The sequence below is a fragment of the Actinomadura sp. NPDC049753 genome, assembly GCF_040674655.1.
In the GTDB taxonomy this organism is placed as follows: Bacteria; Actinomycetota; Actinomycetes; order Streptosporangiales; family Streptosporangiaceae; genus Spirillospora; species Spirillospora verrucosospora.
Genome location: NZ_JBFARL010000018.1, coordinates 5,098 through 20,293 on the forward strand (window position 1 = coordinate 5,098; position 15,196 = coordinate 20,293).

9 protein-coding genes and 1 pseudogene are annotated in these 15,196 nt (G+C 73.0%); 3 read left to right on the forward strand and 7 right to left on the reverse strand.

What is annotated here, in order from left to right; all coding sequences use genetic code 11:
• Positions 1-873: pseudogene (locus AB0K37_RS07450) on the forward strand (hypothetical protein); the annotation flags it as partial.
• 385 nt (positions 874-1,258) lie between these two features.
• Positions 1,259-2,197 carry a hypothetical protein gene (locus AB0K37_RS07455; protein WP_363976261.1) on the forward strand — a complete coding sequence of 313 codons (939 nt, stop codon included), beginning with the start codon at positions 1,259-1,261 and terminating at the stop codon, positions 2,195-2,197.
• A 1-nt stretch (position 2,198) separates the two neighbouring features.
• Here AB0K37_RS07455 and AB0K37_RS07460 read toward each other — a convergent pair whose 3' ends face one another.
• Positions 2,199-5,066 carry an ATP-binding protein gene (locus AB0K37_RS07460; protein ID WP_363976264.1) on the reverse strand — a complete coding sequence of 956 codons (2,868 nt, stop codon included), beginning with the start codon at positions 5,064-5,066 and terminating at the stop codon, positions 2,199-2,201.
• Between the two features lie 296 nt (positions 5,067-5,362).
• Positions 5,363-6,310 (reverse strand): hypothetical protein, encoded by a 948-nt coding sequence (locus AB0K37_RS07465; protein WP_363976267.1) that lies wholly within the window; start codon positions 6,308-6,310, stop codon positions 5,363-5,365.
• A gap of 442 nt (positions 6,311-6,752) precedes the next feature.
• On the opposite strand from AB0K37_RS07465, the gene AB0K37_RS07470 reads away from it, so the two are divergent.
• Positions 6,753-7,178, forward strand: a complete 426-nt coding sequence (locus tag AB0K37_RS07470) for a DUF6069 family protein (protein WP_363976270.1) — start codon at positions 6,753-6,755, stop codon at positions 7,176-7,178.
• A gap of 93 nt (positions 7,179-7,271) precedes the next feature.
• On the opposite strand, the gene AB0K37_RS07475 is transcribed toward AB0K37_RS07470, so the two are convergent.
• From AB0K37_RS07475 to AB0K37_RS07495, 5 genes are all read right to left on the reverse strand, one after another.
• Positions 7,272-9,308: a hypothetical protein gene (locus AB0K37_RS07475; RefSeq protein WP_363976273.1), complete on the reverse strand. Its 2,037-nt coding sequence runs from the start codon at positions 9,306-9,308 to the stop codon at positions 7,272-7,274.
• Between the two features lie 244 nt (positions 9,309-9,552).
• Complete coding sequence (locus AB0K37_RS07480; RefSeq protein ID WP_363976276.1) at positions 9,553-10,443, reverse strand: class I SAM-dependent methyltransferase; 891 nt, start codon at positions 10,441-10,443, stop codon at positions 9,553-9,555.
• Positions 10,444-10,560: 117 nt separating this feature from the next.
• Positions 10,561-11,649 carry a class I SAM-dependent methyltransferase gene (locus AB0K37_RS07485; protein ID WP_363976279.1) on the reverse strand — a complete coding sequence of 363 codons (1,089 nt, stop codon included), beginning with the start codon at positions 11,647-11,649 and terminating at the stop codon, positions 10,561-10,563.
• Positions 11,639-14,314, reverse strand: a complete 2,676-nt coding sequence (locus AB0K37_RS07490) for an HAD family hydrolase (protein ID WP_363976282.1) — start codon at positions 14,312-14,314, stop codon at positions 11,639-11,641. The genes AB0K37_RS07485 and AB0K37_RS07490 overlap by 11 nt, the downstream gene beginning before the upstream one ends.
• 57 nt (positions 14,315-14,371) lie before the next feature.
• Complete coding sequence (locus tag AB0K37_RS07495; RefSeq protein ID WP_363976285.1) at positions 14,372-15,193, reverse strand: ABC transporter ATP-binding protein; 822 nt, start codon at positions 15,191-15,193, stop codon at positions 14,372-14,374.
• Between the last annotated feature and the right edge of the window lie 3 nt (positions 15,194-15,196).

Consider the following 15,196-nt stretch of genomic DNA (forward strand, 5'->3'; position numbering starts at 1 on the left):
GGGCCCATGCAGAACGGGCCCATGCAGAACGGGCCCATGCAGAACGGGCCCATGCAGAACGGGCCCATGCAGAACGGGCCCATGCAGAACGGGCCCATGCAGAACGGGCCGATGCAGAACGGGCCCATGCACCAGGGCCCGATGGGCCCCGGGATGCAGCCCATGGGCGCGATGGGGCCGGGCGACCCCGCGTACGGCGGCTTCCCGCCGGGCCAGTTCCCGCCCGGCGGACCGGGCGGGCCGGGCCAGGGCAAGAGCGGGACGAGCAAGCCGCTGGTCGCCGCCGTCGCCGCGCTGGTCACGGTCGCGGTCGGCGCCGTCGCGTTCGTCGCCTGGCCGTCCGGGGACGACACGCCGACCGGCGGCGACCCGTCCCCGGCGGCGTCCCAGAAGCAGGTCGCGCAGAAGAACGCGATCCCGCCCGAGATGAAGCAGCAGGCCGCCGTCCTGAACGGGATCATCAACGACAGCGTCGACACCCGCCGCGTCCTCGCCGGGGCGCTCGGCCGGGCCGGCAGGTGCAAGACGCTGCCGCAGGCCATCCAGGGATTCCAGACGGTCGCGCAGCGCCGCACGAACCAGATGCGCCGCACGCAGGGCCTCAAGGTCGACAAGCTGGCGAACGGCGAGCGGCTGCGCGGCTCGCTGCACCAGGCGCTGGGCGCCTCGCTCCAGGTCGACCAGGTGCTGCTGAGGTGGGCGCAGGCGAACCAGCGCAAGTGCAAGGGCAAGCCGCGCCCGAGCGCCGCGCAGGTCCCCGGACGTGCCGACGCCGAACGGCGCGCGACGGCCGCGAAGAAGCAGTTCGTCGTCCTGTGGAACCCGGTCGCGCAGAAGACCGGTCAGCCGCAACGTAGCTGGAAACGGGTGTAACGGTCGGTCACGCAGTATTCTCTGACCGTTCGAACTCACCGGGCAGGGGGCCGTCATGCGGTGTCCGAACTGCGGAACCGACTCCGCTTCGTCGTCGCCCAGGTGCGCGCGCTGCAACGCACCCCTCGCTCCGCCGAGCGCAGACGACGCGACCGCCCTGGACCACACGGCCAGTGCGGGCGACGCGACCGCCGACGAAACGACCCGCGACCCCTTCGGCGGCCCACCGCCGGGCGGGCGGGGCTCGGACGCGGACGACGCCACCGTTCACGACCACCCGTACGGCGCCACCCCGATGGGCAGCGCGCCACCAGGCGGGAACCCGCCCGGCACCGGCGACGCGACCCTCCAAGGCCCGACATACGGCGCCCCGTACGGAGCCCCGATGGGCAGTGCCCCCCAGGCCGGAAGCCCGCCCCCCGCTGACGACCCGACCATCCAGAGCGACCCGTACCGCGCCCCGTACAGCGGCACCCCGATGGGCAGCCCCCCGCCGAACGCGGACGACGCCACCGTCCAGGGCGCCCAGTACGGCGGCGGGGCGCCGGGAGAGAGCACCCCGGGCGGCGTGCCGGTGCCGTGGGAACCGGCGCCGCCGCCGTGGGCCGACCAGAGCCCCGTCCAGTGGGAGGCACGGCCCGACCACACGCTGAACATGCCGCCCGCCGAGGAGCGGACGACGCATCTCTCCCCCGAGCCGTGGGCCGAGCCGTGGTCCGAACCCGCGATCTGGCAGCCTCCGGCGCCGCCGAAGCGCAGCACGATGCCCTACTTCCTGGGCGCGGCGGGCGTCGTCCTCCTGATAGGGGTCGCGCTGGGCATCGTGTTCTGGCCGAGCGGATCGGACTCCTCGCCCCCCGCGGCCTCCGGCCCGTCCACGGGCCAGAGCCAGGGCGTCGCGTCCGCGTCCGACAGTCCCGCGAGCGAAGGCGACCTCGACGCGCAGGCCCGCGCCGTCAACGACCTGCTGGAGGAGATGGGCGGGACCCGCTCCGAACTCGGCACCGTCGTCACCCAGGGCTGCCCGGTCAGCGGCGTGCGGCGCGTCCTCGACGCGCGCCGGGGCGAGCTGGAGAAGGCGCGGAGCCTGGAGGTGAGCGCGCTCCTCGACGGCGAGGCGATGAAGGCCGCGCTCGTCCGCGCCCTTGAGGCGTCGACGGAGTCGAACCAGCGCTACCTCGCCGGCGCGCCCGGCTGCCCGTCCGAGAGCGAGGTCGCCGACGTCAACCAGCGCGCCAGCTCCGCCAAGAGCGAGTTCATCGGCTACTGGAACGTGGTCGCGGAGAAGGTGGGCCTCCCCACCCGCACCGAGAGCGACATCTGAGTCACTCGGCCTGGGGGTTGAGGAACGCGAGCCCCTTGGACGGATCCTCGAACGGTGTGACGAAGCGGTCGTACCAGCTCAGGACGGGTTCCAGCCATCCGGTGACGCGCATCGTCCCGGCGACGTGCTCGATCTGGTCGTCCTCGTCGAACCCGATCGCGACGACGGCCAGGTCCTTGAAGAAGCCCGACTGGTCGTCGTCGCCGTAGAGGGCGGTCGCGGCGACCGGACGGTTGCGTTCCAGCTCCATGGACAGCGGGTGGCGGCGCAGGGCGCGGAGCCGGTGGCCGAGCTTGGCGTCCGGCGGCTGCTTGAGGCCGGGGAGCTGGTAGTCCAGGGGCGGCGCGAGGGCGTGCTTGTCGGGTGCGCCGCCGCCGTAGGGAAAGAGCCTGTCGAGCTCGTGCAGCCACCTGACCTGCGGAACCACCCACTGCGGGCCGGGGGATGCGCCCGGCGCGCCGCCGCCGAGCAGGCGCTGCGCGACCTCGGCGACGGCGGCGGTGAGGTCGGCCGGCGGGTAGGCGGTGCGCAGCCCCCGCGACCGCCGCGACACCGCCCGTTCGAGGACGGTCGCCAGCGCGCACTCGCGGAGCCGGGGCGTGAGCCGCGACCAGGCGCGCCCCAGTTCGGGCGGGACCGACGGGATCGGACGGTTCGCCACATGCGCCAGAACGAGCGTGTCGGCCCACAGGCGCAGCCACGCCCAGTCGGCATGGCCCGCGATCAGGTCCGCCTCGCGCAGCTCGTACAGGGTGCAGGCGCGCCCCGAACGGCACTCGCAGCCGCACGCCGCCGACCGCCGGCCGTCCACGGGCGGGGGCGGGCCGGGCAGCTCCGCCTCGCGGCCCTCGCCGAGCGGCACCCGGACGCGCAGTGGACGGTCCATGCCGTCCGCGAACACGGCGGCGACGCCCGGGCGCAGCGACACCACCTCGCGGGACTGGTCGCCGTCCAGGTTCATCGCCGCGCCGACCTGGTGCCGGTCGTCGAACGCGGGCAGCCGGTGCACCACCTTGAGCGCCGTGTTCTTGATGACGTCCGGGACGAGCTTCGTCGGGATCTGCTCGGCGACGACGATGCCCTCGCCGTACGCGCGGATCTCGGCGAGCATCCCGGCGAACAGCTCGACGGCGTGGGAGCTGCCGCGCTCCGGCCCCCGGTTGCGCAGCAGCCGGTGCGCCTCCTCGATCACGATGACGTGCCGCAGCGCCGACCCCGTGGCACGGTCGCGCCTGCGCTCCCGCATCCGCAGGTGCTCGACGATGCGGATGATGAGCGTCCCCATGAGGAACGCCTTGTCCTCGTCGTTCGCGACGTCCTCAATGGCGAGCACGATGTTGTCGCGGAGCATCCCGCCGATGTCGGCCGGGTGGCCGCCCTCGAAGAACCGTCCCGCCGAGCCGATGCGCAGGGACCGCAGCCGCACGTCCACGAACCCCTGCACGTCGGCCATCAGCTCGCGGCCGTAGCCCACGTCCTGGATGACCTGGAGCGCCGCGTTCTGCAGCTGCTCCAGCGTCGGCACCGCGGGCTCGATGAGCGACCCCGGCACGCCCCCGCCCGTCACCACGTCCCACCCGTTGTTCTCGTAGACGCGCTGCAGCGCCTGCGCCATGATCTGCGGGAACGGCTCCTCGGCGTCGAACGCGGCCTGGAACAGCGCCCGCACCATGTCGATGTGCGCCTGGACGGGGTAGCCCGGCTCCGGCGCGAGCGGGTTCACCGACAGCGGCACCGAGTCCGGGTCCGAGGGGTTGACGACCGTGACGGGCCCGCCGAGGTCCTGGATGCGGCCCGCCATCGCCGCGTACTCCGACTTCGCGGGCTCGATCGCCAGCCACGGAACGCCCGCCCGGGTGAGCTGCTCCAGCAGGTGCCGGACGGTCTGCGACTTGCCCGCGCCGGTCGCGCCCGTGACGAACACGTGCCGGTTGATGGTCGAGCGGGGCACGGCGAACCGCCCTACCTCGCGGTCCTGCCCGTCCAGGATGGCGCCCAGCTCGATCTGCGCCTCCCCGCTCGCCGGGGCCGTCTCGGACGTCACGTCGAAGTACCCGGCGTCCAGCACCCGCAGCCCCGGCACCTCCCGCCGCGGCAGCCCGGCCAGCGCCGCCAGCGCCCCGGCCGTCGCGACGAACGGGAACCGCTGCTCCGCCTCGCTCATCGGCCGCACCGGCGCGGGCGCCGCCCCCGGGCCCAGCATCTCGGCGAACGACCCGCTCCCCTGCCCCGACCTCAACCGGTACGGATGGTGCCCCAGCTCCATGGAACCGACCAGCACGGGCGCGATCTGCACCAGCTCCGCCTGCGACGCGGCCCCGGCGACCACCCGGACCTGCCAGAGCCCGGCCTCGCGGAACGCGTCCAGCTCGGCGAGCCGCCGATCGGCCCGCGCGACCGCGAGCCGCGCATGCTCGTCCTCACCCCGCCGCAACATCCGCAACTCGTGGTGCAGCTCGCGCATCTCGGCGTCGACCAGCCGCTCGTCGCACGGATCGGCGACCACGAACCACCCGAACGGCCGCTCCATCAACGTGACGAGCGTCGACTCGAACAGCCCCGGCCCCGCCCCGGACCCCTGCGGGGCGAGCCGTCCCGGACACCGGGTCCACTCCATCCGCTCGGCCTGCCGCAGCCACCCGTCCCCGATCGGCACGCCCCGCGCCCCGCTGGGGAACAGCAGCCCGTGCGTCTCCGCCCCGGCCTCGGGCGCCCCGATCGGCCCCGCATTGGTGATCAGCTCAAGCGGCGCCCCGCCGCCCGCCGACAGCCACCCGACGACGAACGGCCTCCCCGACCGCGCCGCCGACAGCGCCGCGGGCAGCACGCTCACGAAGTCCCACTCCGCGGACGCCTCCCGCTGCGGCACCGGAATCGCCTGGATCCGATACCAGGGCCCCGGCAACACGAACGGCGTCCCGGGCACAGCAACCGGCGGCCCACCCTGCGCCATCCCACCACCCCACCCAGAGGGCGGCCGACCAGCACGAGACGAACCAGGGGGCATAGTCACCCCAGCATCCAACCCCGCCCCAACCCCCCACGCCAATGCTCCGCCGGGAAGAACACCGGACAGCAAGAGGGAGCCCGGCTTGGACCGGGCTCCCTCTCCTTGCGAAAGTGATGATGGCGCCTCGACGTCTATTGTCGCGGCGTCATCTGGGATCACTCCCTGGGCAGCGCCTTCCCACGCTCCTTCTCAGGGGAATCGGCGGCCTGAGCCGCCGCCGAGTCCACCTTGACCGCGTAGGTCGACGCGATCGCGACGATCGCGAACGCCGTCCACTGCGGGGCGTCCGGGATCAGGGTCGGCACCTGGATGAACAGCGAGACCAACGGGGCCACGAGCATGGCCACGATCGGCTGTACCGCCGGGGCGGTCGCTGCCCAGGCACCCATGTCCGAGCGGCTGATGTACTTGGACGCGCGGGTCTGCATGACGGCGGCGAGCGCCGTCGCCAGCAACCCTGCCATCGCCATCGCCACGATCTCGGTGAAACCCCACTTCCAGTCCCCGATCGGTGATCCGAGGTAGCTGGTGAGCGGGATGCACACCGGGAGGACGACGATCAGGCAGATGACGTTCGCCTGCGCGACGCACTGATCGCGCTTCTCCCCCATCAACTTCGCCTGGTTCGGCAGGTCGAACGGGTGGGTCGCCGCGGCGAACGCCGCGCCGAGCCCGAGGAGATTCACGTTTCCGGGCTCCGCCAGGACATTGGTCGCCTGGAGAACCCCGAGGATGACGATGACGCGAAGCCAGCGCCCCATGATCGAGGTCAGGGCGACCCCTGCGAGAAGGCTGCCCAAGGTGGTGATGGAGGAGTAGGTGCCCGCGCCGATCGCGGCGAACGCGAGCGGTCCTCCGATCTTCATGAGTGACGAGGTCACGGAATGCCGCAGCATTCCCTTCCTCTGGGCCGGTGTCAGCCGACGCGGGTCGAGTCCCCCGAGGCCCTCCCGCACCAGCGCGAAGAGGATGAGGAAGCCCCCTCCGAAAAGGGTCATCCCCACCGTTCCCTGGATGGAGGGCAGGGGCCGGGTGAACACGAAGCCCGCACCGACGATCGCGAGCGAACCCAACATGAAGGTCCGCCCCTTGGCGGGGTCCACGAGCTGGGACCAGTAGGTCAATCTCATTGTTTGTTTCCGTTCCGGCTAGGCCGGGACGGTCCATGGCCTTTCAGGCCATGGATCATTCCCGTGGAGATCCATGGCCTGTCTGGCCACGTTTCCAGGGACAGTCCTCCCGAGACCAAGATCGGCAACCGCCGCCCCGCCTCAGACCACGCCCAGAAGCCTCCACACCCTGTGGATACGGCCCCACGGACCTCTTGCCGTCCCTGCTTCGCAGGTCAGGGGCACGGCCTGCCGATGGTCCGGGCGCGTGGCGCCGAGCGCCCGGACCGCCCTGGATGGCGCCTCGTCGAGGTTGATCGGCAGGTGGCGGGCACGGACCCCCTGCCAAAGTCGGTGGTCGGCTTCTCTTTTGAGCGCGTCGGTGTGGCCTGTGGTGTGATGTGCCGTTCCTGCCCCTAGCGCGATGCTCACCGGCATGAGCAACGACACGCAGCAGACCGCGAAGACCTGCACCACCGCCCGGCGCAGGGGCCGCGCGATCACCATCGCCGCCGGAGCGGCCGGCGCTCTGGCCCTTTGGGCCGTCAATGATCCGTGGGCCGGCAGCGCACTCGCCGTCCGCCAGGGCGACTCCACCCAGCACATCGGCCCGGCCGCCGTCGTGGGCACCGCGCTGGCCGCCGGCCTGGCCGCCTGGGGGTTGCTCGCCCTGCTGGAACGCACCGTCCGCCACCCCGCCCGGACCTTCCGGATCATCACGCTGATCACCCTGGCCCTCTCGCTGGTGGGACCGCTGGGCAGCGGCGCCGACACCAGCAGCCGGCTCGTGCTGCTCGGCATGCACCTGACCGTCGGGGCCGCACTGATCATCGGACTGCCCCACCGCCGGAACCGCTGCTGATCAGCCGCCGAGCGGCTCCAACGGCGGTGACCGCGTCGAACTGGCGGACGTGGCCGACGCCCTCACGACTCGCTGACCTGGCCGCGACCGCCGTCAGGGGGTGGACGGGGGGTTGGCCTTGTGGCGGCCGTTGGGCTTCAGGGGTGGGACCTTGCGGGACTGGCGAGGGGCCGTGCCTCTGGGGAGGGCGTGGCGGGCTTTCTGGAGGCGGGGCGGGACTGGAGCTTCCGGGGGCTTCGGGGGCTCGGGTGGGTCCGGTTCGGCGGGTTGGTCCGGGATCTGCGCCTGCTCGCGGAGGTACTCCTCGAACTCCATCGAGTGGGCGGTCGGGAGCGTGATGATGCCGGGGTTCGCGTCCACCAGGAGGGTGCGGCGGCCTGTGGCGCCCGAGTGGGTGAAGACCATGGCGGTCGGCGGGAGCTCCTGGAGTTGCGGGGGCTCGATGAGCAGTTCCCGGAAGCGCTGCTTGTCGGGACGCGGGCGGGCGACCGTGCGGCCCCAGGCGGTCGCGGAGCTGATGCCCTCCACCAGGACGGAGTCGTCGGCCGCTGGGGCGGGCAGCGGCGTCCAGACAGGGTCGGTGAGGCCGTCGCCGCGCGGGCGGGCGTAGGCGACCGTGCTGGCGTAGGACTCGCCCGCCACATCGAACAGCGTCTCGGCGGCCGAGTCGGTGATCTCGGCGACGAGCAGCGGCTGGCCGGCGCCGATGTGCTCGGCGGCGACGCGGGCGTCCTCGGGGTTGCCGAGCCGCATGAACCCGACGGCGGCGTGGCCGCGGCGGCCGAGGCGCTCGCGGACGTGGCCGGGGATCGACCGGTACATCAGGACGAGCCCGGTCCCGGTGGCCTCGCAGGCGTCGATGAGGCGGTCGAGGACGTCCCCGCGCAGCTTCTCCGCCCCGCACAGGAAGAGCGTGTGGTCCCAGCGGCCGCCGGGCGGGGCCTCGCGGATCCGGTGCGTGAGGGCGGTCGTCACGTAGGTGCCGAGGATGCGGTTGGTGAGGACGCCGGCGCGCCGGTCCATCGACACGACGTGCAGGCGCGAGGGCGGCAGGCGGACGGGCTCGGTGGCGAGCTTCTCCAGCTTGCGGAGCTGCGCCTCCAGCGCCCACGCGCGGCGGACGACGATGCGGTCGGTCGCGTCGCGGCCGAAGAGGGTCGCGATCCGCTCGTGCTGCTCGTCGGTGAGCAGGCCCTTGCGCAGGTCGTCGCGGGGGTCGCCGACCTGGGCGAGGACGCGCAGGGCGGCGGTGATCTTGGGGATCGTGGTGTCCGGGCCGAGGACCTCGATGAGGCGTTCCAGGATCGAGTTGTCGAACGACAGGTCGCGGGTGCCGCCCTCCTCCTCGCCCGCGCTGACGACGAGGGACAGCACGTCGGCGAGCGCCTCGGGGTTGAGGCCGCGGGTGGCGTCGAGGCGCGGGAGGTCGGCGGGCAGGACCCAGACGAGCGGGTCGTCGCCGCGGTCCGCCGCGAGCCGGAGGAGGTCGTGCGCGACCGCCCCCTCGGACAGGTCGATGACGGTCAGCCGCGCGCCCACGGCGAGCCTGGCCGCGCCCATCGTCGTGACGGCCGCGGACCATCCGGCGAGCGTGCCGCCCACGACGTCCACCCGGTCGACCCCGGGCGGGACGGCCACCGGGTACCACTCGCGCTGGCTCTCGTACGCCGACTGGCGGCGCTCCCACTCGGCCCGCTCCTTGGCGTAGGCCTCGTCGGCCTTCCTGCGGGCCCGCTCGCGCGCGGCCCGGTCGCGCGCCTCCGCGTCCCGCTCGTGGGCGATCCGTTCGCGGACGCCTCGTTCGTCCCGCCACAGCGCGCCGCCGGTGATGGCGAGGACGACGCCGCACGCCAGCAGCGCCACGATGGCGAACGCCCACGGGATGACCCCGGCGGCGCCGCACAGGAGGAACAGGACGACGAACACCAGCGTGCCGGCGAACGCGATGCGCAGCGGCCGTCCGGCCATGTCCTCGCCGGGCCGCCGCGCGGGAGGCGGCAGCGGCGCCCGCGCCGGCGCCTCAGGCCGGTCGGGGGGCGGCCCCGGGTCGGGGTGCACCTGCGCGTAGCGCCAGCCCACGTAGACGCGGTCGGCCTGTGTGAGCCGCGCCATCGCGGACCCGCTCGCCATGTCCGTCACGTCGAGAGACCCCTGGGAGTCGCGGGAATGTATGGAACGCCTGGGGGTGGCCGGTTCGGTTGCTTACGGTCGGTTTCCTACACAGCACAGGGTAAAGAGCTTCCCGCGTTCCCGCGCCACGTTCAATGGAACAGCCCCGCGGACGACCCGTCTCGCTCGTCAAATCGGTCACCAGGTCAGCCCGCGGGAAAGATCGGGCACACCCCGGCTCGGGGTTGGCCGGATCCGGCCAGCGTCAGCCCGCGGGGGACGCTTTCACCGGCAGGAACGCCTCCAGCTCCATGGTGGGATACGGGTACTTCCACTCCACCCCGTCGAACGGGATGTACATCCCCTCCGGCTGTCCGGCGAGGAAATAGTTCCCGTTCCATCTGTTCGGAACGGTCACCGGCACGTCAGGCGGAAAGTTCGCACCGAGCGGCTCGTACTTGACCCCCGCGCCGAACATCGCGTGGACGGCGGCGTCGACGAAGTTGAGGTACTGGATGTCGCCGCGCAGGTGGGTGGCATGGATCGCCAGTCCGTTGACGCGGTCACGGACGAAGAACAGCGCGCTCAAGTCCCGGACGACCTGGTCGAAACCGTGCGCACCGTCGTGGTGCACCAGGGCGCGCGTCTGCGGCTCGGCGTCCAGCACGCTGGCGACATAGGTCGGCAGGTCACCGTGGAACATGCGGACGCGCGTCATGGCGCGCGGGAAGATGCGGCGCAGCCGCTCGTAGGTGAACAGCAGGTAGGCGGCGTTGACGTCGACGAGGTCGAGTTCGAGTCCCATCGGCTCGACGCAGCCGGCGAGGACGGCCGAGGAGCCCCCCATGAAGACCCCCAGGTCGACCAGCCTGGTCAGCTCCCCATGGCAACGCTCGACGCAGCAGAACAGGTCGTAGTAGTGGTAGGCGCTGCACTGGTCCTCGTAGAGAGGGCCCGCCTCCCTGATCCTGGCCGCCGCGCGGTCGAAGACGGCGTTCCTGCCGACGAACTTCTCCAGCTCGGCGCGATGGCCTCCCCGGATCGGGATGTGCAAGGCCTCGTGCAGGTTCTCGACGCCGGCGAGGTTCGGGTCAGGTTCGAGGAAGGTTCCCCAGGTGGCCCGGTGCATCGCCACGGTCGAGACGTAGTCCGTCATTGCCTGCTCCCTCTCCTGGAGTTGGGGCGTCACCGGCCACGGAACCCGTGCCGGTGGCGGTGGCCGCGGCGGGCCAGGTCACCGCGCCCGGCGGCGTCCGGTCGCCGGACAGCGGGTTCACGGCCGGGACCCCGGCGGCTTGCGGATGCGGGCGGAGAGCGCCCGGCCGAGGTTGGACACGGCCGCCCCGAGCTCGTGCTCCGGAGCCGGCGCCGGGACGGGTGGAGTGTCCTGAAGGCGCCGCAGTTCCTGGCTCCTGGACGCGTTCTCCGTGGCGGCCCGGTCGAGTTCGGACTTCAGGCGGGCGATCTCCTGCTGCTGGGCGTTGACGGTCTCGGTCAGCCGGGTGGCCTCCCTGGTGCGGGCCGCCGCCTCGTACTGGAGTTGCAGGACGCGCGTGTAGAGGGCGATGCGGTTGTTCTCCATCGCGGCGAGCAGGCGCGAGGACGTGTAGGGCCGCAGCGCCTCGAAGACGGCGTCCGTGCCGGGTGCGCCCGTCCTGGCGAGGACGCCGAACCCGAACACGGCGGGGACGATCTGGAACCGCCAGTCGCCGGCCCCGTCCAGCGCGTCCTCGACGGCCGTGAGGACGCCGTTGCGGGGTCCGCCCGCCCGCTCGGCCACGGTGTAGGCGCCGTCGCCGACGAACCCGGCGGGGGTGAGCTCGTCGTGCCAGACCGTGGGGCCGTCGGTCGTGGCCGGGTGCGCGTCCTCCGGCGCGACCGGCGACGGCTGGTAGTAGAAGTCGCGGCGCCCGCACGGCCACAGCACGTCGTGCAGGACGACCACGGCGTCCGGGGCGTTCGCCATGATCCAGGCGAGTTCGTCGCGGACGACCGCGTAGTTGTGGTCTCCGTCCAGGATGTAGAGGTCCGCCACCGGCAGGTCGGGCAGCACGGCGGGCGAGAGGCCCTCCACCAGGTTCAGGCGCGGGTCGCCGTCGAGGACGGCGCGCAGCTCCTCGCCGGGTGCGGGCTCGACGCAGTGGACGGTCGCGCCGAGGTCGGCGTACAGGGCGCTGACCTGTCCCGACTCCACGCCGACCTCGACGACGACGCCGACGTCGCGGCAGCGGAAGACCGTCTCGAACAGCTCGCGGAACACCGCCATCGAGTGCAGCAGCAGCGGCTGCTCCCGGGCGGCGCGGGACTGCTCGTGCGGGTCGTCCGGGGATCCGGTCGCGGCCGCCCCGAGGTCACGTGTCACCGAGCTTCCTCCTGGCCACTCGTCCGGCTCCGGCGGCGATGCCGCGGACCCCGGCGGTCCGGTACTCCGTGCGGACGCGTTCGGTGAGCCGCGCGGCCCGGGCGGCCCGCTCGGCCCTCCGGTCGACCGGCATGCGCGGCGCCATGCCCGTCGCCGACTGGGGCAGCATCGCGAACGCGATCGTGATCTGCCCGGACGAGACCGCCGGCACCCCGGCGCGGCGGGCGAGCGGGAGCCACACGGCCGCGTAGGAGGTGTCGAACTCCATGAGGTTGCCGCCGAGGTAGCGGCAGTCGGCGTAGTGCAGGCCGACGAAGTCCTCCGGCTTGTCCCAGCGCAGCACCTGCTCGCGCCGCCGCCCGCCGGCGATGACCCTGGCCTCGATCCAGTCGACCCGGACGATCGCGGGGCGGCCGGGGATCGCGAGCGAGATGTCGACCGTGTCGTGGTGCTCGAAGGAGAGCCGGGAGAACGACAGGCCGTTGTGGTTGATCCGGACGCGGCGCCGGATGGGCTCGTGCCACCGGTCGTCGGCCGTCCGGAACCGCAGCCGCGTCTCGTGCTTCTCGCCGGACGGGTCGAACGCCTCGGCGTCGATGGCGCCGTCGGCGATCGCCCTCGCCATGGCGCCGAGCCCGGTGTCGGACGCGGCGATCAGCGCGGGCCAGAACGAGTCGCGCATGTGCAGGTCGCCGAGGTCGCCCGGCGACAGGTACGGGACGGCCGCCTTGATGTCGGCGGGCAGCAACGTGGTGACCAGGGACGAGCCGAAGTTGTCCTCGTGGGTCCAGTTGCCGAAGACGGCGGCCTCGTCGGGGGTGGGCGACTCCAGCGCGGCCACCAGGATGCGCGCGAGCCGGTTCCGCGCCGCCTCCGGGCGGGCGAGGTCGGGCCAGGCGCCGTCGGACGCGGCGACGTACCGGTTCCACATGCGCTGGAACGCCAGGACGCCGTCCTGCACGGTCCGGCGCTCGGCGTTCTGGGACGGCGAGTCGGCGGTCCGGCCGAGGACCGGCGCGCCGTCCTCGGTGTAGCCGATGAGGGAGCCGCAGAGCGCGTTGACGCACTGCTCCACGATCTCGGGGCTGCGGGTGACGGTCGCCGCGACGTGCGTGGGATGCCCGGACTGGGCCAGGTAGCCCTCGGCGCGCAGGCCGGCCATGTGGACGCGCTCGGCCCGGCCGTCGGTGGCCAGGTACAGCCCCGCCGGCCTGACGTCGATGCGGGCGATCTCCAGGGCGCGGGCGAGCTGGCGCTGGATCGTCCCGCCCCAGCCGAGGTCGACGAGCGTCAGCTCGCCCGCGGCGAGCGCGTCGTCGCCGAGGGCGCCCGCGTCCCGCAGCGACTTGATCATGCGTTCGCGGGCGGCGGTGACGGTCACCGCGAGCCGGTTGCACAGGTGCGGCGTCTCGGTCAGCGCGCGGGCGACCCGCTCGGCGATGTCGCCGTTGTCGATGACGGTGTCCAGCTCGGTCGCGAGGCCGGGCACGTCGCCGGGCTGGAGTTCCAGGACCGACAGCGCCTGCCGGACGGTCAGCCGGTAGCCGGTGCGGACGAAGGCGTGCACCGCGGCGGTGTCGTGGGGGTCGAGCCCGGCGAGCGAGGTCGTGAACCGCGACAGCCACACCGGGGCGGCGTGCACGTCCCAGCCGCGCGCCCCGGCGGCCTCGTTGATCAGCCGGGACAGCAGCTCGCCCTCGCGCATCGGGCACCACAGCCGGCGGGTGCCGGTCTCGTGCGCCCGCCACGCCGCCCATTCGGCGAAGCCGGTCAGCACCGGGCCGAGGACGCCGGCGCCGTAGCGCCACGCGACGTCCAGCGCGGAGGTGGTGAACGGGACGCCGGAGTGGACCGCCTTGGCGCGCAGGCTGGTGAGGCCGAAGTCGCCGTGCCGGCCGTCCAGGTCGGGGGCGTGGTCGTCGAACGGCCGGACGGGTTCCTTCTCGCGTCCCAGCACGTCGAGGTAGGGGTCGTCGAGCCTGCGGTAGTGCACGGTGCGGATGCCGAGCTTGCGGGGCACCTCGTGGTCGGCGATCTCGTGGTCGCCGACGTGCACGATCTGCTCCGGGGCGCGGTCGAGATCGCGCAGCACGATCTCCCAGAGGCCGGACGCCTTGTCGGTGCCGTGCTGGTTCGAGCGGAAGACGCGCACGCCGTCCAGCGGGCCGAGTTCCGGCCGGTCGAGGAGCCGCGAGAGGTGGTCCTCGGTGAAGTAGGTGTCGGACACCAGGACGACCTGGAGGTCCTGCTCGCGCGCCGCCCGGACGACCTCGGCGACGTCCAGGTCCACGACGGTCAGCTCGCGCTCCACCTGGATCTCGGCCTCGACCAGGTCCTCCAGGGACGCGGCGCCGAAGATCCCGTCCGGCATCGCGCGCCAGACGTCGAAGAGCGAGATCTCGGTGCCGAGGGCGTCGCGGCCGCGGCGCGCGGCGTCCTCGGCGGCGATGCGCATGCGGCGGAACGTCGCGTCCGTCACCCAGGGCGGGCAGAGGCCCGACTCCCGCATCCGCGCCCCGAGCAGGGCGAACGCGTCGGTGGGGCGGGGCACCCGGCGCCACAGCACCGTGTCGAAGACGTCCAGCGACAGGACGGCGCACGCCCGGTCGGCGATGACGCGGTGGACGTCGTCGAGCAACGGGCTGCCGGACTCCTGCTTGGTCAACGCCGCACCTTTCCCCTGGTCGTGCACCCGCGGCCCCCGGCCGCGGCTCGGGACACCCTATCCACCGAGATCTCCCTTTCCCCCGGAAACTCCCGGTGCGACCGTCCCGGCCGCCGCGGCGGCGCGGCGGGCGGCGCGGTCCTCGCGGACGAGCCGGCCGGCCTCCTCCGTCGGCCCGTCGAAGATCACGCGGCCCTGCCGCATGGTGACGCCGCGGTCGCACAGCCCGACGAGCATCCTGATGTCGTGCGCGACGACGACCATGGTCCGGCCCTCGCCGCGCAGCTCGCGGATGCGGTCCAGGCACTTCTCCCGGAACGGCGGGTCGCCGACGGCCAGCACCTCGTCGATGAGGAAGACGTCCGGCTCGGTGTGCGCCGCGATCGAGAAGGCCAGCCGCATGAACATGCCGGACGAGTAGAACTTCACCTGGTCGTCCAGGAAGCGCTCGACGCCGGAGAACTCGACGATCGCGTCGAACTTGCGGGCGATCTCGGCCTGCGGCATGCCGAGGATCGCGCCGTTGAGGTAGACGTTCTCGCGGCCCGTCAGCTCGGGGTGCAGGCCGGCGCCGACGTCGATCAGCCCGGCGATGCGGCCCCGGACGAGGACCGACCCGCTGTCCGGCCGCATCACCCCGGAGATCATCTTGAGCAGGGTGCTCTTGCCTGACCCGTTCAGCCCCATGAGCGCGACGGTCTCGCCCTGGCCGATGGTGAGGCTCACCTCGTCCAGCGCCCGGAACCGGTCCGACAGGCGCTGCCCGCGGAAGGCGCGGACGCTCATCTCCTTGATCGAGCGCGCGTGCCGAAGCGTGAAGTTCTTCGTGAGGCGGTCGATGACGATCGACGGGGGCGGAGTGGCGTGCGAGGTGTTCAAGGG